18 protein-coding genes are annotated in these 22,174 nt (G+C 74.3%); 7 read left to right on the top strand and 11 right to left on the bottom strand.

Annotated elements, in window-relative coordinates:
- The first annotated feature begins 189 nt into the window (after positions 1-189).
- The 6 genes from IH54_RS41695 to IH54_RS0116825 all read left to right on the top strand — a co-directional run bounded on the left by IH54_RS41695 (position 190) and on the right by IH54_RS0116825 (position 9,017).
- Positions 190-915 carry a DUF4232 domain-containing protein gene (locus IH54_RS41695; RefSeq protein WP_031517548.1) on the top strand — a complete coding sequence of 242 codons (726 nt, stop codon included), beginning with the start codon at positions 190-192 and terminating at the stop codon, positions 913-915.
- Between the two features lie 118 nt (positions 916-1,033).
- Positions 1,034-3,757, top strand: a complete 2,724-nt coding sequence (locus tag IH54_RS0116845; protein ID WP_031517547.1) for a CocE/NonD family hydrolase — start codon at positions 1,034-1,036, stop codon at positions 3,755-3,757.
- Entirely contained in the window at positions 3,754-4,659 is a 906-nt protein-coding gene (locus IH54_RS0116840; protein WP_078862275.1) for an ABC transporter permease, read from the top strand. The genes IH54_RS0116845 and IH54_RS0116840 overlap by 4 nt, the downstream gene beginning before the upstream one ends.
- A gap of 195 nt (positions 4,660-4,854) precedes the next feature.
- Complete coding sequence (locus IH54_RS0116835) at positions 4,855-6,234, top strand: S53 family peptidase (RefSeq protein WP_031517545.1); 1,380 nt, start codon at positions 4,855-4,857, stop codon at positions 6,232-6,234.
- A gap of 232 nt (positions 6,235-6,466) precedes the next feature.
- Positions 6,467-8,020, top strand: a complete 1,554-nt coding sequence (locus tag IH54_RS0116830; RefSeq protein ID WP_031517544.1) for a chitinase — start codon at positions 6,467-6,469, stop codon at positions 8,018-8,020.
- 160 nt (positions 8,021-8,180) lie between these two features.
- Positions 8,181-9,017: an undecaprenyl-diphosphate phosphatase gene (locus tag IH54_RS0116825; RefSeq protein ID WP_031517543.1), complete on the top strand. Its 837-nt coding sequence runs from the start codon at positions 8,181-8,183 to the stop codon at positions 9,015-9,017.
- A gap of 224 nt (positions 9,018-9,241) precedes the next feature.
- Here the strand turns inward: IH54_RS0116825 and IH54_RS0116820 are convergent, their stop codons facing one another.
- From IH54_RS0116820 to IH54_RS0116805, 4 genes are all read right to left on the bottom strand, one after another.
- Entirely contained in the window at positions 9,242-10,345 is a 1,104-nt protein-coding gene (locus tag IH54_RS0116820) for a Gfo/Idh/MocA family protein (protein WP_031517542.1), read from the bottom strand.
- A complete protein-coding gene (locus tag IH54_RS0116815; RefSeq protein ID WP_031517541.1) occupies positions 10,342-11,088 on the bottom strand; it encodes a sugar phosphate isomerase/epimerase family protein in 747 nt (248 codons plus the stop codon). The genes IH54_RS0116820 and IH54_RS0116815 overlap by 4 nt, the downstream gene beginning before the upstream one ends.
- Positions 11,089-11,194: 106 nt before the next feature.
- On the bottom strand, positions 11,195-12,115 hold the full coding sequence (locus tag IH54_RS0116810; RefSeq protein WP_031517540.1) for a sugar phosphate isomerase/epimerase family protein: 921 nt from the start codon (positions 12,113-12,115) through the stop codon (positions 11,195-11,197).
- 1 nt (position 12,116) lies between these two features.
- The gene (locus IH54_RS0116805; protein WP_031517539.1) at positions 12,117-13,217 is read right to left on the bottom strand and encodes a Gfo/Idh/MocA family protein; all 1,101 of its coding nucleotides are present in this window, start codon (positions 13,215-13,217) and stop codon (positions 12,117-12,119) included.
- Between the two features lie 152 nt (positions 13,218-13,369).
- Between IH54_RS0116805 and IH54_RS0116800 the strand changes: the two genes are divergently transcribed.
- The gene (locus tag IH54_RS0116800; RefSeq protein WP_052397540.1) at positions 13,370-14,551 is read left to right on the top strand and encodes an ROK family transcriptional regulator; all 1,182 of its coding nucleotides are present in this window, start codon (positions 13,370-13,372) and stop codon (positions 14,549-14,551) included.
- Positions 14,552-15,212: 661 nt separating this feature from the next.
- Here IH54_RS0116800 and IH54_RS0116795 read toward each other — a convergent pair.
- The 7 genes from IH54_RS0116795 to IH54_RS0116765 form a co-directional block, all read right to left on the bottom strand.
- On the bottom strand, positions 15,213-16,589 hold the full coding sequence (locus IH54_RS0116795; RefSeq protein ID WP_031517535.1) for a bifunctional transcriptional activator/DNA repair enzyme AdaA: 1,377 nt from the start codon (positions 16,587-16,589) through the stop codon (positions 15,213-15,215).
- A 61-nt stretch (positions 16,590-16,650) separates the two neighbouring features.
- Positions 16,651-17,055 carry a hypothetical protein gene (locus tag IH54_RS0116790; protein ID WP_031517533.1) on the bottom strand — a complete coding sequence of 135 codons (405 nt, stop codon included), beginning with the start codon at positions 17,053-17,055 and terminating at the stop codon, positions 16,651-16,653.
- 905 nt (positions 17,056-17,960) lie between these two features.
- The gene (locus IH54_RS0116785; RefSeq protein ID WP_031517531.1) at positions 17,961-18,761 is read right to left on the bottom strand and encodes an endo alpha-1,4 polygalactosaminidase; all 801 of its coding nucleotides are present in this window, start codon (positions 18,759-18,761) and stop codon (positions 17,961-17,963) included.
- Positions 18,758-19,426, bottom strand: a complete 669-nt coding sequence (locus IH54_RS0116780; RefSeq protein WP_031517529.1) for a spherulation-specific family 4 protein — start codon at positions 19,424-19,426, stop codon at positions 18,758-18,760. Before IH54_RS0116780 ends, IH54_RS0116785 begins: the two co-directional genes overlap by 4 nt.
- A complete protein-coding gene (locus IH54_RS0116775; protein WP_031517527.1) occupies positions 19,423-20,343 on the bottom strand; it encodes an NAD-dependent epimerase/dehydratase family protein in 921 nt (306 codons plus the stop codon). The genes IH54_RS0116780 and IH54_RS0116775 overlap by 4 nt, the downstream gene beginning before the upstream one ends.
- Before the next feature lie 5 nt (positions 20,344-20,348).
- Positions 20,349-21,062, bottom strand: coding sequence for a sugar phosphate nucleotidyltransferase (locus tag IH54_RS0116770; protein WP_031517525.1), 714 nt, complete (start codon positions 21,060-21,062; stop codon positions 20,349-20,351).
- A 48-nt stretch (positions 21,063-21,110) separates the two neighbouring features.
- Positions 21,111-22,112, bottom strand: a complete 1,002-nt coding sequence (locus tag IH54_RS0116765) for an SDR family NAD(P)-dependent oxidoreductase (protein WP_031517524.1) — start codon at positions 22,110-22,112, stop codon at positions 21,111-21,113.
- Positions 22,113-22,174 lie beyond the last annotated feature (62 nt).

The following is a 22,174-nucleotide window of genomic DNA, read 5'->3' as shown; positions in this document are numbered from 1 at the left end:
CCGGAGCGGTGCCGCCCCCGCCCGTACGCCGGCCGCGCGGCCCCGGTCACATCCGCGCTGCCAGTTCGTGCGGGGGCGGTAACAGACGCGCGATCCGCGGGTGCGGGCCGGCCCCGCCGGTCAGAATTGCGGCGTCGCTTGCACAAGTACCGGTCCTCGAGGCCGGTCTCGGGGGAAAAGGAACACCGCATGGAGACGAAGACGGCCAGAACCGGCCCGGTACGCCGGGGCCTGCGCGGCACCCTCATGGGGGCGGTGGTGGCCGCCGTGCTGCTGGCAGCCACCGCGTGCCAGGGCGACGACGACGCCGCGGGCCCGTCGAGCCCGGCGTCGACCGGGACGGGCACGCCGAAGGCGACCGCGCCCACCACCGACTCCGGCACCGGGACCGCCACCACCACGCCCGCCGACGACCGGACCGGGGACACCGGCGAGACCAGCGGCGGCAACGGCACGAAGTACAAGGACTGCCAGGTCACCGAGCTGAACACCGCGGTCGAGCTGGAGGACGCGGCCGGGGACACCCCGCGGCACTTCCTGCTGACCGTCACCAACGGCACCAGGACGCCGTGCGTCCTCAACGAGTCCCCGATGGTCCGGCTCGGAGCCGGCAACGACGCCGACATCGTCCGGACGCTCGGCGACGTGAACACCGAGCCGCTGGTCGTCCCCGGCGGCGGCAAGGCCTACGCCGGCCTCTACGTCTTCGGCGCCGACGAGGGCGGCGAGGCGGAGTACGACCGGTCCGACCGCTTCACCGCCACCCTCGTCTCCGGCGACGGCACCGAACTCAACGGCACCCTCGTCTTCGACCTGCCGGGCGGCCTCGACTCCGTCTCCTACGACGACGCGGCGCGCCTGTACGGCTGGGCCCTCACCGAGGGCATGGCGATGCGCCCGGTCACGCAGATCTGACCCCCGTGCGGTGCCCGGCCCTTCCCGGCGGGCGCCGCACGTTGTGAAAAGCCGGGGAAATACGGGGAAAGCCCCGCCCGTCCACGGACCGCGGATCCGCCCGGCCTAGGATCGTGGGATGGATCTCCGATGGCCGCGGCGCAGGCGGTGGTTGGCCGGCGCGGGGGCGCTCGCGGTGCTCGTGGCGGGCGGTGCGGCGGTCGGTACGGCCGCGGCGGCCGGCGGCGGCCCCGCGGTGCACCGCTCCGACGCGATGCTCACCGGCGCCGGCGGCGTACGCCTGGACACCTCCTTTTTCACCGCGGGCGGCGGCCGCAGACCCGCGGTGCTGCTCGGCCACGGCTTCGGCGGCAGCAAGGGCGAGGTGCGCGGCCAGGCCGAGTCGCTGGCCCGGCACGGCTACGCGGTCCTGACGTGGTCGGCGCGCGGCTTCGGCGCGTCCGGCGGGCAGATCGGGCTCAACGCGCCGGACGGAGAGGTCGCCGACGTCAGCCGGCTCATCGACTGGCTCGCCGCCCGCCCCGAGGTCCGGCTCGACGCGCCCGGCGACCCGCGGGTCGGCGTCACGGGCGTGTCGTACGGCGGCGCGGTCTCGCTGCTGGCCGCCGGGTACGACCACCGCGTCGACGCGATCGCGCCCCGCGAGACGTACTGGAACCTCGCGGACGCGCTCTTCCCCGACGACGTCTACAAGAAGCTCTGGGCCGGCATCTTCTTCTCCTCCGGCGCCACCCCGCTGCCCCCCACCACCGCGGACCGGGGCAAGGGCAAGGCTCCGACCGCGGCGCAGGCCCGGGCCCTGGCGACCACGGCCGCTGCGAGCGACCCGGTGTGCGGGCGCTTCACGCCGCAGATCTGCGCGCTCTACCAGCGCGTCGCGCAGGCCGGCCGCCCCGACGCCGCCGCCACCGCGCAGCTCGCGGCGCTCAGCCCCGCCGCGGTCGCGTCCCGTGTCAAGGTGCCCGCGCTGATCGTCCAGGGTCAGACCGACTCGCTCTTCACGCTCGCGCAGTCCGACGCGGCGGCCGCCGCGCTGCGGGCCAACGGCGCGCCCGTGGCCGTCGACTGGATCGCCGGCGGGCACGACGGCGGCGACACCGAGGACGGCCGGATCGACCGCCGCGTCACCGCGTGGTTCGACCGCTACCTCAAGGGCGACAAGGGCGCCGACACCGGCCCGGCCTTCCGGGTCACCCGCACCGGCGGCCTGAACTCCACCGACGGCAGCGTGGTGCTGCGCGGCGCCACCGCCGACTCCTACCCGGGCCTGGAGGGCACCTCCGCCCGCCGGGTCACCCTGACCGGCGGCCCGCAGCGCATCCTCAGCCCCGCGGGCGGCTCCCCGCCGGCGATCTCCGCGGTGCCCGGCGCCGGATCGCTCGGCGCCCTCTCGTCGCTCGGCGCGAGCCTGTCCACGGACATGCCGGGGCAGTTCGCGAGCTTCGACTCCGCGCCGCTCGCCGCCCACACCCATCTGACCGGCTCGCCGACCGTGACCCTGCGGGCGGCCACGAAGACTCCCGACGTGGTGCTCTTCGGCAAGCTCTACGACGTCACGCCGGGCGGCAAGCAGACGCTGCCCGCCGGGCTCGCCGCGCCCGTACGCGTCACCGGATCACCGGGCGGCACCCTCGTGACGCTGCGACTGCCCGCGGTGGACCACGACTTCGCCGCCGGCCACCGGCTGCGGCTGGTGCTGGCCACGACCGACCTGGGGTACGCCTCGCCCGCGGCCGCCGCGTCGGTCACGGTGTCGCTGGCCGAGCCGCAGCTGACCGTCCCCGTCGACACCGAGCTGTCCGACGCCGCCGGGCCGCTGCCCTGGTGGACGTGGGCGCTGCCGCCGGCCGCGCTGCTGGCCGCCGCGGCGCTGCTGCTGACCGGGCGGAGCCGGGTGCGGCCGCGCCCCGCCGACCCGGCGCTCGCCGCGGTGCCGCTGCAGATCACCGGGCTGAGCAAGCGCTACGCGAAGTCCGCCGACCGCTACGCGGTGCGCGACCTGTCCTTCCGGGTCGAGCCCGGGCAGGTGCTCGGGCTGCTCGGGCCGAACGGCGCGGGCAAGACCACCACGCTGCGGATGCTGATGGGGCTGATCCACCCGGACGAGGGCGAGATCCGGGTCTTCGGCGAGGCCGTGCGGCCGGGCGCACCGGTGCTGTCGCGGCTCGGCGCCTTCGTCGAGGGCGCCGGCTTCCTGCCGCACCTGACCGGCCGTGCCAACCTGGACCTGTACTGGCAGGCCACCGGCCGTCCGCCGGGCGACGCACACCTGGCCGAGGCGCTGGAGATCGCGGGCCTCGGCGACGCCCTGGAGCGCGCGGTGCGCACGTACTCCCAGGGAATGCGGCAGCGCCTCGCCCTCGCGCAGGCCATGCTGGGCCTGCCGGACCTGCTGATCCTCGACGAGCCGACCAACGGCCTGGACCCGCCGCAGATCCGCGAGATGCGCGAGGTGATGATCCGCTACGCGGCCGGCGGGCGCACGGTCATCGTCTCCAGCCACCTGCTGGCCGAGGTCGAGCAGAGCTGCACGCACCTGGTGGTGATGGACCGCGGCCGGCTGGTGACCGCGGGGCCCGTCGCCGAGATCGTCGGCTCGGAGGACACCGTGCTGGTCGGCGTGGACGGCGAGATGCCGGCGGACGTCGTCGACAAGGTCGCGGAGCTGCCCGGGGTGGCCACCGCCGTACGCGCCGAGGACGGCCTGCTCGCGGTGCTGGACGGGCTGACGCCGGCGCAGTTCGTGGCCGAACTCGTCCGGCTGGACGTGCCGGTGGCCCGGGTCGGGCCGCACCGCCGGCTGGAGGACGCCTTCCTGACCCTGATCGGAGGCTCGGCATGAGCGCCGCCCCGCCTGCACCCGTACCCGCTCCCGCGCCGCCGCCCGCCGCCGTGCCGCGGCGGGACACCGCCGAGGGCTACCGCCCCGGACGCACGCTGCGGCTGCGCGTCGAGGCCCGGCGGCAGCTGCGGCGGCGGCGCACGATGGTGGTGTTCGGGCTGCTGGCCGCGCTGCCCTTCGTCCTGATCATCGCCTTCGCGATCGGCGGCACCCCCAAGGAGGGGCGCAACGGCCCGACGCTGATCGACACCGCGACCGCCTCCGGCGGCAACTTCGCGGCGACGTGCCTGTTCGTCTCGGCCGGCTTCGTGCTGGTGGTGCCGGTCGCGCTGTTCTGCGGCGACACCGTCGCCTCGGAGGCGGGCTGGTCGAGCCTGCGCTACCTGCTGGCCGCGCCCGTGCCGCGGACCCGGTTGCTGGGCGTGAAGTTCACCGTGGCGCTCGGCTTCAGCGCGGCGGCCGTCGTGCTGCTGCCCGCGGTGGCACTCGCGGCCGGCACGGTCGCGTACGGCTGGGGCGATCTGGAGCTGCCCACCGGCGGGGTGCTCGCGTCGGGCGACGCGCTGCCGCGGGCGGCGATCGCGGTGGCGTACATCTTCGTGAGCGAACTGGTCACCGCGGCGCTGGCGTTCTGGCTCTCGACGAGGACCGACGCGCCGCTCGGCGCGGTGGGCGGCGCGGTCGGGCTGACGATCGTCGGCAACGTGCTGGACGCGGTGACCGCGCTCGGCTCGTGGCGGGACGTGCTGCCCGCGCACTGGCAGTTCTCCTGGGCGGACGCCCTCCAGCCGGACCTGGAGTGGAGCTCCATGCTGCAGGGCATGTCCGTGTCGGTGTCGTACGCGATCGTGCTGACGGCGCTCGCCTTCCGGGGCTTCCGCACCAAGGACATCGTGTCCTGACGGTACGTCCGGCCTCCCCGTACGTCCCCTGCCCGGCCGACGTACCCTCGTGCCCCGGTCAAGGCGCGGTAAAAGGAGAGCCATCCGGGTAAAGCGAGCTGCCGGAAACCGGAAGACACTCTTGTCCTGGGCATGATCTTTCCGATGTGATCAGTCATCCGTTTCGTGCGGTCGTCCTCCACCCAGGGAGAGTCCATGCGCAGATTCCGCCCGCGCTCCGCAGCGGTCGCCGCGGCCGGGGCCACCGCCCTCACCGCTGCCGTGCTGACCGCTGCTCCGGCCGGCGGTGCCGCCGCCTCCGCGCCCGCCGCCCGCGTCCCCGCCGTCAAGGCGGTGCCCGCGGTCGCCGGCCACCGGCTGGTGCACGGGGTGAGCAGCCCGCTGACCCTCGCACAGTGCCAGGCGCAGTGGGGCATCAACTGCTACACCCCGCTGCAGTACCGGCAGGCGTACGACCTGAACCCGCTCTACCGGGCGGGCGTCACGGGCAAGGGCCGCACGATCGTCATCGTCGACTCGTTCGGCTCGCCGACGATCCAGCACGACCTGGACGTCTACAGCGCCCAGTTCGGCATCAAGAGCAGCAAGGTGCAGGTCGTCAGGTGGGGCGACGTGCCGCCGTTCGACCCGACCAACCCCGACCACACCGGCTGGGCGGGCGAGTCCACGCTCGACGTGGAGATGGCGCACGCCGTCGCGCCCGACGCGAAGATCGTGCTGGTCGAGACCGGCGTCGCGGAGACCGAGGGCGTCGTCGGCCTGCCGGAGATGATGGACGCCGAGAAGTACCTCGTCGACCACAACGTGGGCGACGTCATCACCCAGAGCTTCGGGGCGACCGAGAACACCTTCCCGGGCTTCGACAAGGGCGACTACTCCAGCATCCAGGGCCTGCGCTACGCCTTCCAGGACGCGGCCAGGCACGGCGTGACCGTGCTGGCCTCCTCCGGCGACGACGGCGCCACCGACGCGGTGGAGGACGGCTCGGCCGACTACCCCTACCAGGTCAACTCCTGGCCGTCCGCGGACCCGCTGGTCACCTCGATCGGCGGCACCCAGCTGCACCTGGACGCGGCGGGCGACCGCACCGCGCCGGACAGCGTGTACAACGACTACGGCGCGGGCGGCGGCGGCCGGTCGCACGTCTTCGCCCGGCCGTCGTACCAGAACGGCGTCAGGAAGACGGTCGGCGCGCAGCGCGGCACCCCGGACATCTCGATGGCCGCGGCGGTGGACGGCGGTGCCTGGGTCTACTCCAGCTACGACCCGACGGCCACCGGCTGGGACGTCTACGGCGGCACGAGCGAGGCGAGCCCGCTGTTCTCCGGCATCGTGGCGCTCGCCGACCAGTTCGGCGGGCACCGGGTGGGCGACATCCACCAGGCGCTGTACACGCTCGCCAAGGGCAACCCGAAGTTCAGCGGCATCGTGGACGTCGCGGACGGCACGGACAACACCTACGGCGGCGTCCCCGGCTACACGGCGGTCAAGGGCTACGACATGGCCACCGGTGTCGGCTCGGTCGACGCCCTGCGGTTCGTGCCCGCGCTGGCGCTCACCAGCCGGGGCCGCTGACCGGCAGCCCGCACGATCCGGCAAGGTCACCGCCGCGTCCGGCCCCGGACGCGGCGGTTTCCGCTGCCCGGGAGCCGCCGGAAAGGCCGCGAACGCCGGAAATCTGCTGACGGGTGGTTCAACTCCATTATCTGTTAGGACTCTTGACAGTCGAGTGGTCTGGACCAACAGTATTGGTCCAGACCAGCAGGCCGCCGTCTGCTGATCCCCCCACCTGGAAGGAGCGCGGTCCATGACCGGACCCGTCCGCAGAGGGCGAGCACGCGCACTGCTCACCGGACTCGCCACCGCAGCCGCCACCGCAGGGCTGGCCCTGACCGGCGGCGGCGCCGCCCACGCGGCCACCCCGCTGCCCCAGCACCTCTCGGCGCCGTACTTCGAGGCATGGAACGGCGACAGCCTCTCCGGCCTGGCCGCCGCGTCGGGCAACAAGTACCTCACGATGGCCTTCATCCAGACCTCGTCGGTCGGCTCCTGCACGCCGTACTGGAACGGCGACAGCTCGATGCCCATCAGCCAGGCCGACTTCGGCGCCGACATCGACACCATCCAGGCCGGCGGCGGCGACGTCATCCCGTCCTTCGGCGGCTACACGGCCGACAACACCGGTACCGAGATCGCCGACAGCTGCACCGACGTCGCCTCGATCGCGGCCGCCTACGAGAAGGTCGTCAGCACCTACGACATCAGCCGGCTCGACATGGACATCGAGGACAACTCGCTGACCAAGGCCGCCGGCATCGACCGCCGCAACAAGGCGCTCAAGATGACGCAGGACTGGGCCGCCGCCAACGGGCGCACGCTGCAGATCTCCTACACCCTGCCCACCACCACCCACGGCCTGACCACCGGCACCGCCGGCGACGGCTCGGGCCTGTCGGTCATCCAGAACGCCATCTCGAACGGCGTGAAGGTCGACGTCGTCAACCTCATGACGTTCGACTACTACGACAACGCCACCCACGAGATGGCGAACGACACCCAGACGGCCACCCAGGGCCTGCACGACCAGCTGGCCAAGCTCTACACGTCGAAGACCGACGCGCAGATCTGGAACATGGTCGGCATCATCGAGATGCCCGGCATCGACGACTTCGGCCCCGCCGAGACGTTCACCACCGCCGACGCCACCCAGGTCTACAACTGGGCGGTCGGCAAGGGCGTCAACACGCTGTCCTTCTGGGCCCTGCAGCGCGACAACGGCGGCTGCCCCGGCCAGGGCGGCTCGGACACCTGCTCCGGCATCGCGCAGAGCACCTGGCAGTTCAGCCACACCTTCGCGGCGTTCAACAGCGGCGGCACCACCACGCCGCCGACCAACGACTTCTCGGTGTCGCTGTCCCCGGCCTCCGCGACCGTCGCGGCGGGCGGCTCCACCGCCTCCAGCGTGCACACCGCCGTCACCGCGGGCGCCGCGCAGTCGGTGAACCTGAGCGTGAGCGGCGCGCCGGCCGGCGTCACCGCCTCGGTCAGCCCCGGCTCGGTCACCGCGGGCGGCAACGCGACGCTGAACGTGTCCACGACCGCCGCCGCCGTCTCCGGCACCTACACCCTCACCGTCACGGGCACCACGTCCGGCGCCGCGCACAACGCGACGTTCACGCTGACCGTCACCGGCGGTACGACCGCCTGCACGGCGGCCCCGTGGAGCAGCTCGGCGATCTACGTCGGCGGCAACACCGTCTCCCACAACGGCCACACCTGGAAGGCCAAGTGGTGGACGACCGGCGAGGAGCCCGGCACCACCGGCGAGTGGGGCGTGTGGCAGGACCTCGGCGCCTGCTGACACAGCACTGACCTGTTCCGCACCACGGCGGCCGGACCTCCCCGGATTCGGGGTCCGGCCGCCGATCCTCTAGAGTCGCCACCGGACGTCTACGCTTGTGTAGTCGTCTCCAGCGGGCCGGCTGATCACCGGCGGACCAGGGGACAGGACCACCACCCACATGAGTGCCATCGGCGTCGGCCAGGCCGTCATTCTCGGAGTTGTGGAGGGAGTGACCGAGTTCCTGCCGGTCTCCTCCACCGGGCATCTGAAGATGGCCGAGGGTCTGATGAACATCAAGGTCGACGACAAGTCCGTCGTCGCCTTCACCGCGGTGATCCAGGTCGGCGCCATCGCCGCGGTGTTCGTGTACTTCTTCAAGGACATCATGCGCTTCGTCTCCGCGTGGCTGCGCGGGCTGACGAACAGGAACGAGCGGGACAACCACGACTACAAGTTCACCTGGTGGGTGATCTACTCCACGATCCCGATCGTGATCGTCGGGCTGGCGGCCAAGTCGCTCATCGACGGTCCGCTGGGGTCCCTGTGGGTCGTCGCCCTGTCGCTGATCGTCGGCAGCGTGGTGATGTGGGCCGCGGAGCAGATGGCCCGCTTCAAGCGCGGCGAGGACGAGGTCACCATAAAGGACGCGATGTACGTTGGTACGTCGCAGATCCTGGCGCTGCTCTTCCCCGGCTTCTCCCGCTCCGGCGCGACCATCTCCACCGCGCTGATCCGCGACCTCGACCGGATGGCGGCCACCCGGCTGTCGTTCTTCCTCGGCCTGCCCGCGCTCACCGGCGCCGGGCTGTACGAGCTCAAGGACGCCACCGGCGGCGGGGTGAGCGCGAGCGCGCTCGCGGTCGGCACACTGGTGTCGTTCGTCGTCGCCTACGCCTCCATCGCCTGGCTGCTGCGGTTCGTGGCGCGGCACTCCTTCAACTCGTTCGTGATCTACCGGATCGTGATCGGCTTCGTGCTCATCGGGCTGCTGGCGACGGGGACCCTCGACAGCTGACGGCGCCGGCGCCGCCGTCGACAGTGGTCACCAGGTGACGGACCTGACGAGCTGCCCGTAGCACCTCCGTGCGGTGCGAACGCCTGCCGCAGCCACAGGGGCCGGCCGGCCCGCCGCCGTACGTCCGGCGGGCCAGGGAGGCTCCCGGGGGCGCGCACACGGAGAACCCGGCCGACCCCTCCCCCCACGGAAGGGCCGGCCGGGCGCGGCGGTGGCGTGCTGCGTCAGGACAGCGTGGCCGCCACCGGGTCCCAGTCGTCCGGCAGGACGGGTACCGCCGGGGCCGACGACTCCAGGGGGAGGACGGAGTGCTGCTCGGCAGAGGCGGTGATCGTGGCCATCAGCTCCAGCACGTGCTGGGCCAGTTCGCCCGAGGCGCGGTGCTGCCCGCCAGCGCGCAGGGCGCGGGCCATGTCCAGCACGCCCATGCCGCGGCCCGCCGTGGACCCCGCCACCGGCAGCTCGCTCCACTCCTGCGTGCCGAACGCCTGCAGCCGCAGCGGGCCCTCGAAGGTGTTGGGGTCCGGCAGCGACAGGGTGCCCTCGGTACCGGTGATCTCGATCATCCGGCGCGGCACCGACGAGTCGAAGCTGAAGGTGGCCGCCGCGCTCGGGCCGCTCGCGAAGTCCAGCAGCGCGTGCACATGCGTCGGCACCTCCACCGCGAAGCGGGTGCCCGCCTTCGGGCCCGAGCCGATCACCCGCTCCGCGCGCGCCTGCCGGGCCGTCGCCGACACCCGGCTGACCTGCCCGAACATCGCCACCAGCGCCGTCAGGTAGTACGGGCCGATGTCGAACAGCGGCCCGGCGCCGTACTGGAAGAGGAACTCCGGGCTCGGGTGCCAGCTCTCCGGGCCCGGGCCCTGGGTGACGGCCGTGACGCTCACCGGCTCGCCGATCACCCCCGCCTTCACCGCGCGCGCCGCCGACTGGAGGCCGGCGCCGAGGAAGGTGTCGGGCGCGCTGCCCACCCGCAGCCCGGCGGCCTGCGCCTCGGCGAGGATCTTCGCCCCGTCGGCCGGCGCCAGCGCGAGCGGCTTCTCGCCGTAGACGTGCTTGCCCGCGCGCAGCGCCGCGCTCGCGACCTCGGCGTGCGCGGCCGGGATCGTGAGGTTGACGACGATCTCGACCTCGGGGATCGCCAGCACCGAGGCGACGTCCCCGGCGAAGGGCACCGAGTAGGTCTGCGCCGCCGCCCGGGCCCGCTCGACGTCGAGGTCGGCGATGCCCAGCACGCGGACGTCGGGGAAGCCGGACAGCGCCGTCAGGTACTGGGTGCTGATGACGCCGGCGCCTATCAGCGCCACCCCGACCGGACCGCGGCTCATGACCGCCCCTCCAGCTCCGTGAGGTACACGTGGCTGGCGGCGACGGCCTCGAAGACGTCGCCCGCGCACGAGTCCAGCTCCACGATCCGGACCGCGTCCGGCGCGGCCGCGAGGATCGGCGGCACGTCGATCGTGCCCTCGCCGACCGCGGTGTGCGGCTGCTCCTTGACGCCCGGGCCGTCCTTGACGTGCAGCGAGAAGACCCGGTCGCCGAGGGTGCGCAGCAGCGCGGGCACGTCCGCGCCGCCCACGGCCGCCCAGTAGGTGTCGACCTCCAGGAAGACCTCGGGCGCCAGCAGCCCGGCCAGCACCTCCAGCGCGGTGCGGCCCTCGAAGCGCGGCTCGATCTCCCACCAGTGGTTGTGGTAGCCGATGAGCGCGCCGTGCTCGGCGGCTGCGGCGGCGAAGCCGTTGAGCCGGTCGGCGACCTGCTGGAGGCCGTCGAGGCTGGTGAAGAGCTCCTGGTCGATCCCGCCGGGGATGATCGCCCGGTCGGTGCCGGTGGTCCGCACGGCGTCGAAGACCTCGCCGGGGTCCTTGCTGAACAGCGCATACGCGTGGGTGCTCGGCACGGTGAGGCCGAGGTCGTCGGCGAGCTTGCGGAAACCGGCCGGGTCGGCCGTCGGGTCGTAGGGCTCCACCGAGCGGTAGCCGATCTCGGCGAGCCGGGTCAGCGTGCCGTCGCGGTCGGCGGCCATCTGGTCCCGGAGGGTGTAGAGCTGGATGCTCAGCGGCTCTGGCATGGAAACGGATCCTCCTGGAAGTGCGGCACTGGTGGCAGTGCGGCAAGGCAAGGCGGTACGGCGTGGTGCGGGGCGGTGCGGTGCGGGGTCGTGCGCGGTGGTGCGGTCAGCCCACGATGAGGGGGCGCAGTGTGCGATGGGCGATCTCCAGGCCCTGGGTGACGCGGGTGGTGTCCCCGCTCCACACCGGGTCCTCGTGCTCGACGGACAGCACGCCGGTGAAACCCCCCTCGTAGAGCGTGTCCACGATCCGCCGCCAGTCCACGTCGCCCAGGCCCGGAACGCGGTAGCGCCACCAGCCGCTGTCCCACCCGTCGGCGCGCTCGACCGTCCGGCCGAAGAAGCCGTGGCGGTCCCTGGCCCGCGGGTCCAGCTGGGCGTCCTTGGCCTGGGCGTGCGGGATGCGGTCGATGTACGGCTTGAGCGCCGCCACCGGGTCGATGCCCAGCCACATCAGGTGCGACGGGTCGTAGTTGAGGTAGAGGCCCAGGCCGAACATCCACTCCCACAGCTCGGGGGAGTAGGCGAGGTTGCCCGGGTAGCCGTCCGGGTGCCAGCCCTCCATCACGCAGTTCTCGATGATGATCTTCACGCCGCGCTCGCCCGCGTACTCCACCAGCGGCGGCAGCTCGCGCTCGGCCAGCGCGATGTTCTCCTTCACCGACAGGCCGGGGTGGCGGCCGATGAAGGTGCCGACGTAAGGGACGCCGAGCAGCGCGGCCGTGTCCACGTTCGCCCGCACGTGGGCGGCGATCTCGGCCCTGCGGGTCACGTCCGGGTGCAGGTTGTTCTCGTAGTAGGCGAGCGCCGACAGCTCCAGGGCGTGCCGCTCGAACAGCGCGCGCACCTCGTCGGCCTGCCGCTTGCCGAAACCGGTCACGTCGATGTGGCTCGCCTCGAACTCCCGGGAGCCGGTGGACGGCCAGGTGGCCACCTCCAGCGCCTGGTAGTCGTGCGCGGCCGCCCACGCCGCGATCTCGTCCAGCGGCAGCTGCGGGAGGCAGGCGGTCAGAAAGCCCAGCTTCATCTCAGGAGACCTCTTTCCAGGACCGGTCGGCCGCCGACGCGAGCACGGCCTCGGTGAGGCGCACCATGCGGGCGGCGTCGTCGAAGGTGGGGAAGGGCCCACCGGTGCCGTCGGCGCGGACGGCGGCGTGCACGTCGCGGACGAAGGCCGCGAAGCAGTCGAGATAGCCCATCGGATGGCCGCCGGGCACCACCGACAGCCGGGCCGCGTCCGGCGCGAGCACCGCCGGGTCGCGCTGCACAGCGGCGTTCTCCCCGCGGCTCCCGACGAAGAGCGTCTCCGGATTCTCCTGGTCGAAAGCGAGCGACGTGGCGCTGCCGTCCACCTCGAACCACAGCCGGTTCTTGCGGCCGGGGGAGATCTGCGAGACCGTCAGCGCGCCCGTCGCGCCCCGGTCGGTGCGGAAGAGCAGCTGCACCGCGTCCTCCGTAGCGGGCACCCCGCCCGCCCTGGGCAGCGTCTGGCGGGTCGCCGTCAGCTCCGCGATGCGGTGGCCGGTCACCCACTCGACCAGGTCGCACCAGTGCGAGCCTATGTCGGCGAACGCCCGGGACGGGCCGCCCGCCACCGCGTCCACCCGCCAGTTGGTGTCCGCCGGCTGCGACAGCCAGTCCTGCAGGTAGTGCCCGTGCAGCAGGCGTACGTCGCCGGCCCGGCCGTCCCGCACCCGGGCCCGCGCCTCGGCCGCCATCGGGTGGTAGCGGTAGACGAACGGCACCGCGGCGACCCGGCCCGACCCGGCGGCCAGCGCGGCCAGTTCGCCGGCCGTCGCCGCCGATGTCGTGAGCGGCTTCTCGCACACCACGTGCTTGCCCGCGCGCAGCGCGAGCGCGGCCAGCTCGGCGTGCGCGTCGTTGGGCGTGCAGATGTGCACCACGTCCACGTCGTCGCTGGTGACCAGCTCGGCCGAGCTGTCGAAGGCGCGCTCCACGCCCAGCGTGGCGGCGGCCTCCTTGGCGCGCGCCGGGGTCGAGGCGCTCACACCGACCACCGGCGCGCCCGTACGGCGCACGGCGTCCAGATGCACGCGCCCGATCATCCCCACGCCGGCGATCGCCGTACGCAACGACGAACCGGGCGCGGATGCTGCGTTCCCGCCCACAAAAGCCCTCCCATTCCGCTTGTTCAAAACGCTAGCCACCTGGGTTTCGGTTGACAATGGCAGGATTTCCGCTAACTTCTGTCATAAATAGCGCAGGACGCCGCTCGCCCGGGACCCGCCCCGGGGGCGAGCCCGACGAAAGGCAGCGCCTGGTGACCGCAGCAAGCGACCGGCAACTGGCCGCGCTCAGCGAACTCGCCGGCCTGGTGGCCGCCGGGACCACCCGGCGCAGCCAGCTCGCCACCGCGACCGGACTGTCCCGGGCCGCCGTCGCCCAGCGCGTCGACCTGCTGATCGCCAAGGGCGTCCTGGTGGAGACCGGCACGGTCGCCACGGACCGCGGCCGCCCGCCCCTCACCCTGCAGCTCGCCTCCGCCGGCGCCGTGGTGTGCGCCGTCGACCTCGGCGCCACGCACAGCACCGTCGCCGTCGCCGAGCTGGGCGGCACGGTGCTCGTCGAGGCCACCGACGAGCTGGACATCAACGACGGGCCCGAAGCCGTGCTCAGCGGGCTGCACCGGCAGCTCGGCCGGCTCCTCGCCGCCGCCGGCCACCCCGCCTCGCACGTCCGCGCGATCAGCATCGGCGTGCCCGGGCCCGTCGAGGCCAGCACGGGCACGGTCATCCGGCCGCCGATCATGCGCGGCTGGGACGGCTACCGGGTGCCCGGCTTCTTCGCCGACCGCTACCACGCGCCCGTCCTCGTCGACAACGACGTCAACATGATGGCCCTCGGCGAGTACGGCCACCGGCCCGCCGCCGACCACCTGCTCTACGTCAAGGTCGGCACCGGCATCGGCTGCGGCATCGTCTCCGGCGGCGTCGTGCACCGCGGTGCGACCGGCGCGGCGGGCGACATCGGCCACATCCGGGTGCCCGGGCAGGACGACGTCCTCTGCCACTGCGGCAACACCGGCTGCGTCGAGGCGGTCGCCTCCGGCGCGGCCGTCGCCGCGACGCTGCGCGAGGCGGGCCTGCCCGCCGAGCACGCCGCCGACGTAGTCCGCCTCGTCGCCGAGGGCGACCCGCTGGCCCGGCGTCAGGTCCGGCTCGCCGCGCAGCGGCTCGGGGACGTCATCGCCTCGCTGGTCAGCTTCTACAACCCTGACACGATCGTGCTCGGCGGGAGCATCGCGAGCCTCCACGACGACCTGCTCGCGGACATCCGCGCGGCCGTCTACCGCCGCGCGCTCCCGCTCGCGACCCGCACGGTCGCGATCGAGACGACCCTCCTCGGGCGGAGGGCGGGCATCGAGGGCGCGCGCCGCCTCGCCGTCGCCCACCTCCTCTCGCCCGAGGGGATGGGCCACTTGCTCGCGGGGGCGCTTGCCTGAGCTTGCGCCGGGGGGTGCGTGTTGCGGTGGGGTGGGCGATCTTGCCGCCGGTGGGGCTGGGCGCGCCCGCGCGGCGCCGGCCGCACACCGGATGCAGCCTCGCGGCCCTGTTGTTGCCCGGCGGGGCATCGCGCCCGTGCTCGGTGGGTGGGGTCGGGGGCCACTCCGGGGGTACCTCCTCGGAATGCGCGTTCGCCGTCATCCGTAATGGTTGAGGGGCTGGGAAGCGCATTCCTGCGGGGGCACCCCCGGATCGTCCCCCTCCTGCGTTTCGTCGGCGGCTGCCTGCCCGTGGGGGCGGGGGTGGGTGGGGCGGATCGTCCCCCTCCCTCTGCGTTGCGTGGGCGGCTGCCTGCCGGTGGGGGCTGCTGCGGCATGAGGAGGGCGCGCGTTTTACAGGGGGCGCGGGACGTTGCGGGGGAGGGCCAGCGGTTTCGGGGACGCGGGGACGTGGTGGGGGAGGGCCAGCGGTTTCAGGGGCGCGGGGAACTGCGCGAGGAACCACTATGGCGGGGAGATCGCGAACGTCACCGCAAGAGGCAGTCCGGGGCGAAAGGGGCGCGGGGAACTGCGCGCTCAGGACCCACCGGTGGACGGTCGCGGACGCCACCGCGAGTGGCAGCCCGGAGCGCAGAAGGGCACGGGGGTACCCGGCGGGGCGTCAGGGGAGCGGCCGCCGCAGGTGGTAGGCGTAGGTGCGCCAGGGGCGCCAGGAGGGGGAGTCCGGGGTGGGAGGCAGGGGGACGTCCGGGTCGCCGAGGGCGCGCATGCGGATGAGGGCGGCGCACTCGTGCGGCATGCCCGGCAGGGCGAGGAGGGAGCGCTCGGCCTCGTCGCGGTCGGCGCCGGGGTCGAGCCGCAGCGCGCCGGAGGCCAGCCCCGCGGCCAGGGCGCGCAGCAACGGCCGTACCTCCGCGGGGACTTCCGCGAGTTCCGCGTCGGCGAGGTCCGCGGGTCGCGGGAAGAGGCGGGTGAGTGCGCCGCGCGGGTGCGCGAGCCGCTCCCCGTACGCGGCGACGACGCCGGCCGCGGCCTCGCCTTCGCCCAGCACCGCCCGCAGGGCGAACTCCTCCGGGTCCGCGCTGCCCGGCGCCCGCACCCCCGGCCGCGCAGCGACCCGCTCGGCCAGCTCCGGGTCCGCGCCCAGCCGTTCGGCCACGGCGTAGGGGTCGGCGTCGAGGTCGAAGAGCCGCCGCATCCGCTGCGTCGCCGTCGTGAGGTCGCGCAGGTCGTCGAGGTGCAGCCGGCAGTCCAGCCAGCCGCCCCGGCCCGGCCGCTCGCCGACCTCCGCGACGCCCGCACCGTGCGGCAGCCGGAGCGTACGGCGGTACGTCCGCGCGCCCGGCGCGCCGGTGACCTCCTCCACGGCGGGGACCGCCCGCGCGGCGAGGAAGCCGAAGACGTAACCCGTGTCGTACGGTCCGCGGTACGCCAGCCGCAGCGGCACGCCCGTCGCGGCGGCGCGGGCCTCCCGGGCGGGCGCGGGGCGGGCGGCCCGCAGCTCGGTCGGCGTGGCCGCGTAGATCTCCCGGATCGTCTCGTTGAACTGCCGCACGCTCGCGAATCCCGCGGCGAAGGCGATGTCCGCGGCCTGCATCGACGTGGTCTGCAACAGCACCCGCGCGGTGTGCCCGCGCTGGGCGCGGGCCAGTGCGATGGGGCCGGCGCCCAGCTCCGCGTTGAGCTGCCGCTGCACCTGTCGGGCGCTGTAGCCCAGCCGGCTGGCGAGGCCCGCGACGCCCTCCCGGTCGACGACGCCGTCGCCGATGAGCCGCACCGCGCGGCCGACGACGTCCGCGCGCGCGTTCCAGTCCGCGGAGCCCGGCACCGCGTCGGGGCGGCAGCGGCGGCAGGCCCGGAAGCCGGCACCCTGCGCGGCGGCCGCGGTGGGGTAGAAAGTGACGTTCACCCGCTTGGGCGTGATCGCCGGGCAGCTCGGGCGGCAGTAGATGCCGGTGCTCGACACGCCGAAGAAGAAGACGCCGTCGAAGCGGGCATCCCGGCTGCGCACCGCCTCGTATCTGCTGTCCTCGGTCATCATGCGTTCCAGTATCGCCGCCCGGCGACCCTCGGGCTAGCGGATTTCGGACGCAGCGGTCCTATGCGGGGCGGACCGCTCGCGGGCCCACGCAGCGGGCGCCCACCGCCTCGACGCGGGCCCGCAGCCCGCGGTCGGCGGTGACCACCAGGCACGGGCGGCCCGCGGCCTCCGCCGCGAGCCGGGCGATCAGGTCGTCCCCGCTGCCCGGGGCCTCCACGACCTCCACGCCCGGTACGGACGCCACCCCGCGCGCCTGCCCCTCCGTGACCAGCACGACCTCGACCGGCGCCCCCACCGCCCACTCCGGCGCCCCGCTCCCCGCCCCGAGCCCGCCCGCCGCTACGGCGACCAGCCGGTCCCGCAACCTCTCCGCCGCCCCCCGCCGGTCACGCCACCACCCGTCCGGCACCGACCCCACGACATTCGCCCCGTCCACCACCACGACCGCACCCTCGTCACCCATCCCCGCAGTCTGCCCTGCCGGCCACCCGTTTCCCCACGCCGGAGGACGCGCCTGCCCCGCCGGGCGCGCCTCGCAGCCCCTTGCGGTGGCATTCGCGATCTTCCCGCCGCCGTGACTGGTCGCGCAGTTCTCCCGCGCCCCTGAAAACGCGCACCCTCCCCCTGCAGCAGCAACCCCCACCGGCAGGCAGCCGCCGACGAAACGCAGGAGGGGGACGATCCGGGGGGCCCCGCAGGAATGCGCACCCACTCCCTCACCAACTCATGAAGAGGTCAGACGCGCATCCCGAGGAGGTACCCCCGGAGTGGCCCCCGCCCCAGCCGAACCAGGGGCGCCCGCCGGGCAACCCGGGGGTGCGTGGGGGTACCTCCCAGGCGAAGCTCTGGGGGAGAACGGCGCGACCAGCCCCCACCGGCGGTGAGGCCGCGCAGCAAACCCCACGCCGCACCCCGGAGCGAAAGGGGCGCGGGGAACTGCGCGAGCAACCCCCACCGGCGCGCGGATCCGGCGGCGGCGGCAACCGCCTCACGGGGCCGGTGGGAGCGCCTGCCGGTGTGCGGGTTCGGTGGCGGCGGCAACCCTCACGGGGCCGGTGGGAGCGCCTGCCGGTGTGCGGGTTCGGTGGCGGCGGCAACCGCCTCACGGGGCCGGTGGGGAACGCCCGCCGGCGTGCGGGTTCGGCGGCGACGCCAAGCGCCCCATGGGGCTGGTGGGAGCGGCTACCGGCGCGCGGGTCCGGCGGCGACGCCAACCGCCCCACCGGTCCGGTGGGGAACGCCCGCCGGCGTGCGGGTCCGGCGGCAACCGCCCCACCGGTCCGGTGGAACCCCCGCCGGCGTGCGGGTCCGGCGGCGACGCCCACCGCCCCACGGGGCCGGTGGGAACCCCCCGCCCCGGTAAGGGGCTCAGCACGGATCCCGCCAAGCGTCCAGCGACAAGCGCTTCCGCATGGAGCTGAAGCCGAGCTTCCGCGCCGCGGGGCAGAACTGGTCGGTGCGCAGGTCGTACTCCACGTGGAAGACGGGCTTGCCCGCGGCGATGAACGGCGCCAGCCGCCCGCACTCGTCGTACCGGGCGCACTGCTCGTCGACGGAGAAGTCGAAGTCGGCGAGCAGGGCGGGGACCTGGTCGAGGTCGTTCTTGAGGGCCACCGAGAGGCCGCGGTCGTGGGCGAGGGCGGCGATCATACGGTTGTAGGCGAGCTGGTCGGCGGCGGTGAGGGGGAAGCCGGTGGTGTTCGTCCAGCCGTCGAGGAGGTCGGGCTCGACGGCGTCGAAGCCCTTCGCGCGGCACATGTCGAAGCGTGCCGCCATGAGCGGACGGAGCCGGTCGAGCGCGCGGACGTCGAGCCAGCGCTCGCCGTCCCAGCCGTCGCCGCGGCCGAGCAGGGCCGCGGGGAAGTCCCCGGCGTCGGGCCGGAAGGACTCCCACGCGCCCGCGTTGACGTAGCAGATGACGTGGCGCCCGGCGGCGTGCAGCCGGGCCACGGCGGCGGCGTCGTTCTCGAAGCCGTCGATGTCGTAGACGGGTACGTCGACGCCCGTGTCGAGCGTGCCGCTGAGCTGCCACTGCCAGGCCACCCCGGGCCGCGGCTGCCACCGACCCGCCGCGGCGCGGTCGCCGTCGTGCCCGTCCGGCCCGCCGCCCGTGGTGCACCCGGCGAGGAGCACCGCGGCGGCGAGCCACCACCGCAGCCGGCGGTTCATGCCGCTTCCGGGGCGGGGGAGTGCTGCCAGGGGTTGGGCGGGGTGCCGGGCACCGCGCAGTGGACGGCGGCGCCGCGGCGGGCGGCGGTGCGGGCCACGGCGCGGGCGGCGGCGTCGCCGGGGACGCCGTGGACGAGGTGGCAGAAGCGGGCCGGCGGGTGCGCCGCGGTCCAGCGGGGGACGGTCGCGGCGGCGTAGTCCGTCCAGCTGCCCTCGTACGTGACGAGCAGGTCGGCGACGTCCGCGTAGCCGGGGTCGGGGTGCACCCCGGGGTTGAGGACGACCGTGCGGGCGCCGCCGAGCCGGGCGGCACGGGCGAGCCGCCGGTAGTAGGGCAGGCGGTCGCGCCCGGCGGCGGCGCGGTCGAGGAAGACCTCGCCGACGCCGTACCACTCCCGGTGGCGCCGCACGTCGCGCGCCGCGTCCTGTACGGGCCGGGTGGCGTAGTCGGTGTCGACGTAGCCGAACAGCCGCACCCCGGCGGCCCGCAGCCGCCGGGCGGCCGCGGTGAAGGCGGCGTCCGGCGCGGCGCGGCCGGGCCCGTCGGCGACGTTGAGCACCACCCCGTAGAGGCGCCCCGCCGCCCGCTCCAGCTCGCGCCAGGCACCCGGGTCGACGGCGGGGTGGACGTAGAGCGGCACCAGCAGCGTGCCGGGCGGCGTCACGGACGGGCTCCCGCCGGGGCGGCGGCCCGGGAGAGTGCCGTGAGGGAGTCGTGGAGGGTGCGTGCGGGGCGCCAGCCCAGCGCGGTGGCGGCCAGCGACACGTCCGCCCGCACCCACGAGACCGCCGCGGAGCGCTCGGAGCCCGCGCCGGATTCGTCGACGCGACCGGTGAAGCCGCACCGCACGGCCAGCTCCGCGACCAGGTCGCGCACCAGTGTCGCGACGCCCGAGCCGACGTTCAGCACCGGGGGGAGCGGGCCGGGCGCGGTGACGGCCAGGGCAACTGCCTCCGCCACGTCCGCCACGTCCACGAAGTCACGGTACGCGCCCAGGTCGCCGGTCCGCACGACGCCGTCCGGCGGCGCGGTGCGGAAGGCCGCGGCGAGCCGTCCGGGCAGGCCGGACGCGGGAGCGCCGGCCCCGACCGGGTTGAACACCCGCAGGGCCACGGCGTCCAGGCCCGACCCGGTCACCGCGAGGGTGCCGGCCAGCTTCGTCGCCCCGTACACGCCGGCGGGGCGCGCCGGGGAGGTCTCCGCGAGCGGCTCGCCGGGCAGGGCGGGCCCGTACTCGCCCGCGGAGCCCAGGTGGACCAGGCGCGCCTGCGGCACGGCCGCCGCCACGGCCTCGGCGAGCGCCGCGGCGCCCCGCGCGTTGACGGCGGCCAGCGCGCTGGCCGGACCCGCGGCCAGGCCCGCGCAGTTGACCACCGCGTCCGGGCGCAGCCCGGCGAGCGCGGCGGCGAGCAGGTCGACCGGCACGGAGCCGAGGTCCACGCCGAGGTCGGGCGCGGCCTCTTCGCCGGGGGCCTCGCGGCGGCTGCCGCGCAGCACCGTCACGTCCGGTTCCGCCACGAGGCGGGCGGCGACCGGCCCGCCGAGGAAGCCGCGGGCGCCGAGCACCAGGATCCTGCGCACCGCCCTCACGCCCCCTTCAGCAGCAGCGGGCGCAGGCTGCTGAATTCGGCGTTGGCCCGGTCGTAGTCGTCGGGGCGGCCGATGTCGAGCCAGTAGCCCTCGAAGTCGTGGGCGCGCGGCGGCCGTTCGGCGGCCAGCAGGTCGAGCACGACCTCGTCGAAGCCGAGCGGCAGGCCCGGGGTGTAGCGGGTGAGTGTGCTCCGCGAGACTCCGTAGACGCCCATCGACACCCGGTAGTTCATGCTCGGCTTCTCCGTGAAGCCGACCACGTGCCCCTCGTCGGTGGTGAGCACGCCGAAGTCGATGGTGACGCTGCGCGGGTAGGTGGCGATCGTCAGCGGTGCCCCGGAGGCGGAGTGGCCGCGCAGCAGGTGCCCGAAGTCGAGGTCGGTGAGGATGTCGCCGTTCATCACCAGGAAGTGCTCGGGCAGGCCGTCGCGCATCGGCAGCAGCGGGCCCATGGTGCCGAGCGGGCTGTCCTCGGTGGCGTAGTCGACGTCGAGGCCCCACTGCGACCCGTCGCCGACGTAGGCGCGGATGATGTTGCCGAGGTGTCCGATGGCGATGGTGCAGCTAAGGAACCCGGCGCCGGCCAGCTGCCGGAGCACGATCTCCAGGATCGCGTGGCTGTCGCCGATCGGCACCAGCGGTTTGGGCAGCGCGGTGGTGTACGGGCGCAGCCGTACGCCCTTGCCGCCGGCGAGGATGACAGCGTGCATTGCGATTCCCCCCAGGGGTGGTCGTTCACAGTGAGAGATGACTGGTCGTCAGACGTGGTAGGCGGCGGTGCGGTAGCGCGCGAGGTGCGCCGGGTCGCGGAAGAAGTCGACGGTGCGGGCGAGGCCCTCGTCGAGGCGGTGCGCGGGCGCCCAGCCGGTCGCCACGCGCAGCCGGGTCGCGTCGCACACCAGCCGCATCACCTCGGAGCCGGCCGGGCGCAGTCGCTGCGGGTCCTCCAGTGCGGCGAGTTCGGCGTCCATCAACGTGCCGATGAGCGTGACGAGTTCGCCGACCGAGATCTCACCGCCCGTACCGGCGTTGAAGGTCCGGCCGACGACACGCTCGGCCGGTGCGGTGCCGACCGCGAGGAAGGCGGCGGCGGTGTCCTTGACGTACAGGAAGTCCCGCGTGGGTCGCAGGTCGCCGAGCGTCACCGTCCGCTCCCCGGCGGCCACCTGGCCGATCACGGTCGGGATCACCGCCCGCATCGACTGCCTCGGCCCGTAGGTGTTGAAGGGGCGCAGCGTCACCACCGGGGTGCCGAAGCTGGCGTGGTAGCTGTCCGCGAGCCGGTCGGCGGCGGCCTTGGACGCGGCGTACGGGGACTGGGTGCGGATCGGGTGGTCCTCGGTGATCGGCACGGTCTGCGCGGTGCCGTACGTCTCGCTCGTCGAGGTGTGCACCAGCCGCGGGATGCCCGACTCCCGTACCGCTTCGAGCACGTTGAGGGTGCCGGTGACGTTGGTGTCGACGTAACTGCGGGGCGCGCGGTAGGAGTACGGGATCGCGATCAGCGCGGCGAGGTGGTAGACGGTGTCGCAGCCCGCGACCAGCTCGCGGACCGACCCCGGGTCGCGGACGTCGCCCATCACCACCTCGACGCTGTCGCGCGCGTCGGCCGGCAGGTCGTCCAGCCAGCCGTGCGACGAGAAGGAGTTGTACTGCACCATCGCCCGCACGGGGCGGCCGGCGGCGACCAGCGCCTCGACCAGGTGCGAGCCGATGAAGCCCTCTGCGCCGGTGACGGCGACGGGAGTTGCGGTGGACACGGTGGATCTCCTCGGTGGTGTGCGGGGGTTGGCGTTCGCCGCGGGCGGATCGTCGGTGCCCG

Origin of the sequence: Streptomyces sp. NRRL F-5123, assembly GCF_000721495.1 — a bacterium.
Classification (GTDB): Bacteria; Actinomycetota; Actinomycetes; order Streptomycetales; family Streptomycetaceae; genus Actinacidiphila.
This window is presented reverse-complemented; position numbering and strand designations above follow the sequence as displayed.

What these genes read in the sequence shown, in the direction of transcription:
- IH54_RS0116845 (WP_031517547.1), top strand. Translation starts at nt 1,034, where the DNA reads ATGGATCTCCGATGGCCGCGGCGCAGGCGGTGGTTGGCCGGCGCGGGG.
- IH54_RS41695 (WP_031517548.1), top strand. Translation starts at nt 190, where the DNA reads ATGGAGACGAAGACGGCCAGAACCGGCCCGGTACGCCGGGGCCTGCGC.
- IH54_RS0116815 (WP_031517541.1), bottom strand. Translation starts at nt 11,088, where the DNA reads ATGCCAGAGCCGCTGAGCATCCAGCTCTACACCCTCCGGGACCAGATG.
- IH54_RS0116790 (WP_031517533.1), bottom strand. Translation starts at nt 17,055, where the DNA reads ATGGGTGACGAGGGTGCGGTCGTGGTGGTGGACGGGGCGAATGTCGTG.
- IH54_RS0116840 (WP_078862275.1), top strand. Translation starts at nt 3,754, where the DNA reads ATGAGCGCCGCCCCGCCTGCACCCGTACCCGCTCCCGCGCCGCCGCCC.
- IH54_RS0116830 (WP_031517544.1), top strand. Translation starts at nt 6,467, where the DNA reads ATGACCGGACCCGTCCGCAGAGGGCGAGCACGCGCACTGCTCACCGGA.
- IH54_RS0116770 (WP_031517525.1), bottom strand. Translation starts at nt 21,062, where the DNA reads ATGCACGCTGTCATCCTCGCCGGCGGCAAGGGCGTACGGCTGCGCCCG.
- IH54_RS0116785 (WP_031517531.1), bottom strand. Translation starts at nt 18,761, where the DNA reads ATGAACCGCCGGCTGCGGTGGTGGCTCGCCGCCGCGGTGCTCCTCGCC.
- IH54_RS0116820 (WP_031517542.1), bottom strand. Translation starts at nt 10,345, where the DNA reads ATGAGCCGCGGTCCGGTCGGGGTGGCGCTGATAGGCGCCGGCGTCATC.
- IH54_RS0116835 (WP_031517545.1), top strand. Translation starts at nt 4,855, where the DNA reads ATGCGCAGATTCCGCCCGCGCTCCGCAGCGGTCGCCGCGGCCGGGGCC.
- IH54_RS0116825 (WP_031517543.1), top strand. Translation starts at nt 8,181, where the DNA reads ATGAGTGCCATCGGCGTCGGCCAGGCCGTCATTCTCGGAGTTGTGGAG.
- IH54_RS0116810 (WP_031517540.1), bottom strand. Translation starts at nt 12,115, where the DNA reads ATGAAGCTGGGCTTTCTGACCGCCTGCCTCCCGCAGCTGCCGCTGGAC.
- IH54_RS0116795 (WP_031517535.1), bottom strand. Translation starts at nt 16,589, where the DNA reads ATGACCGAGGACAGCAGATACGAGGCGGTGCGCAGCCGGGATGCCCGC.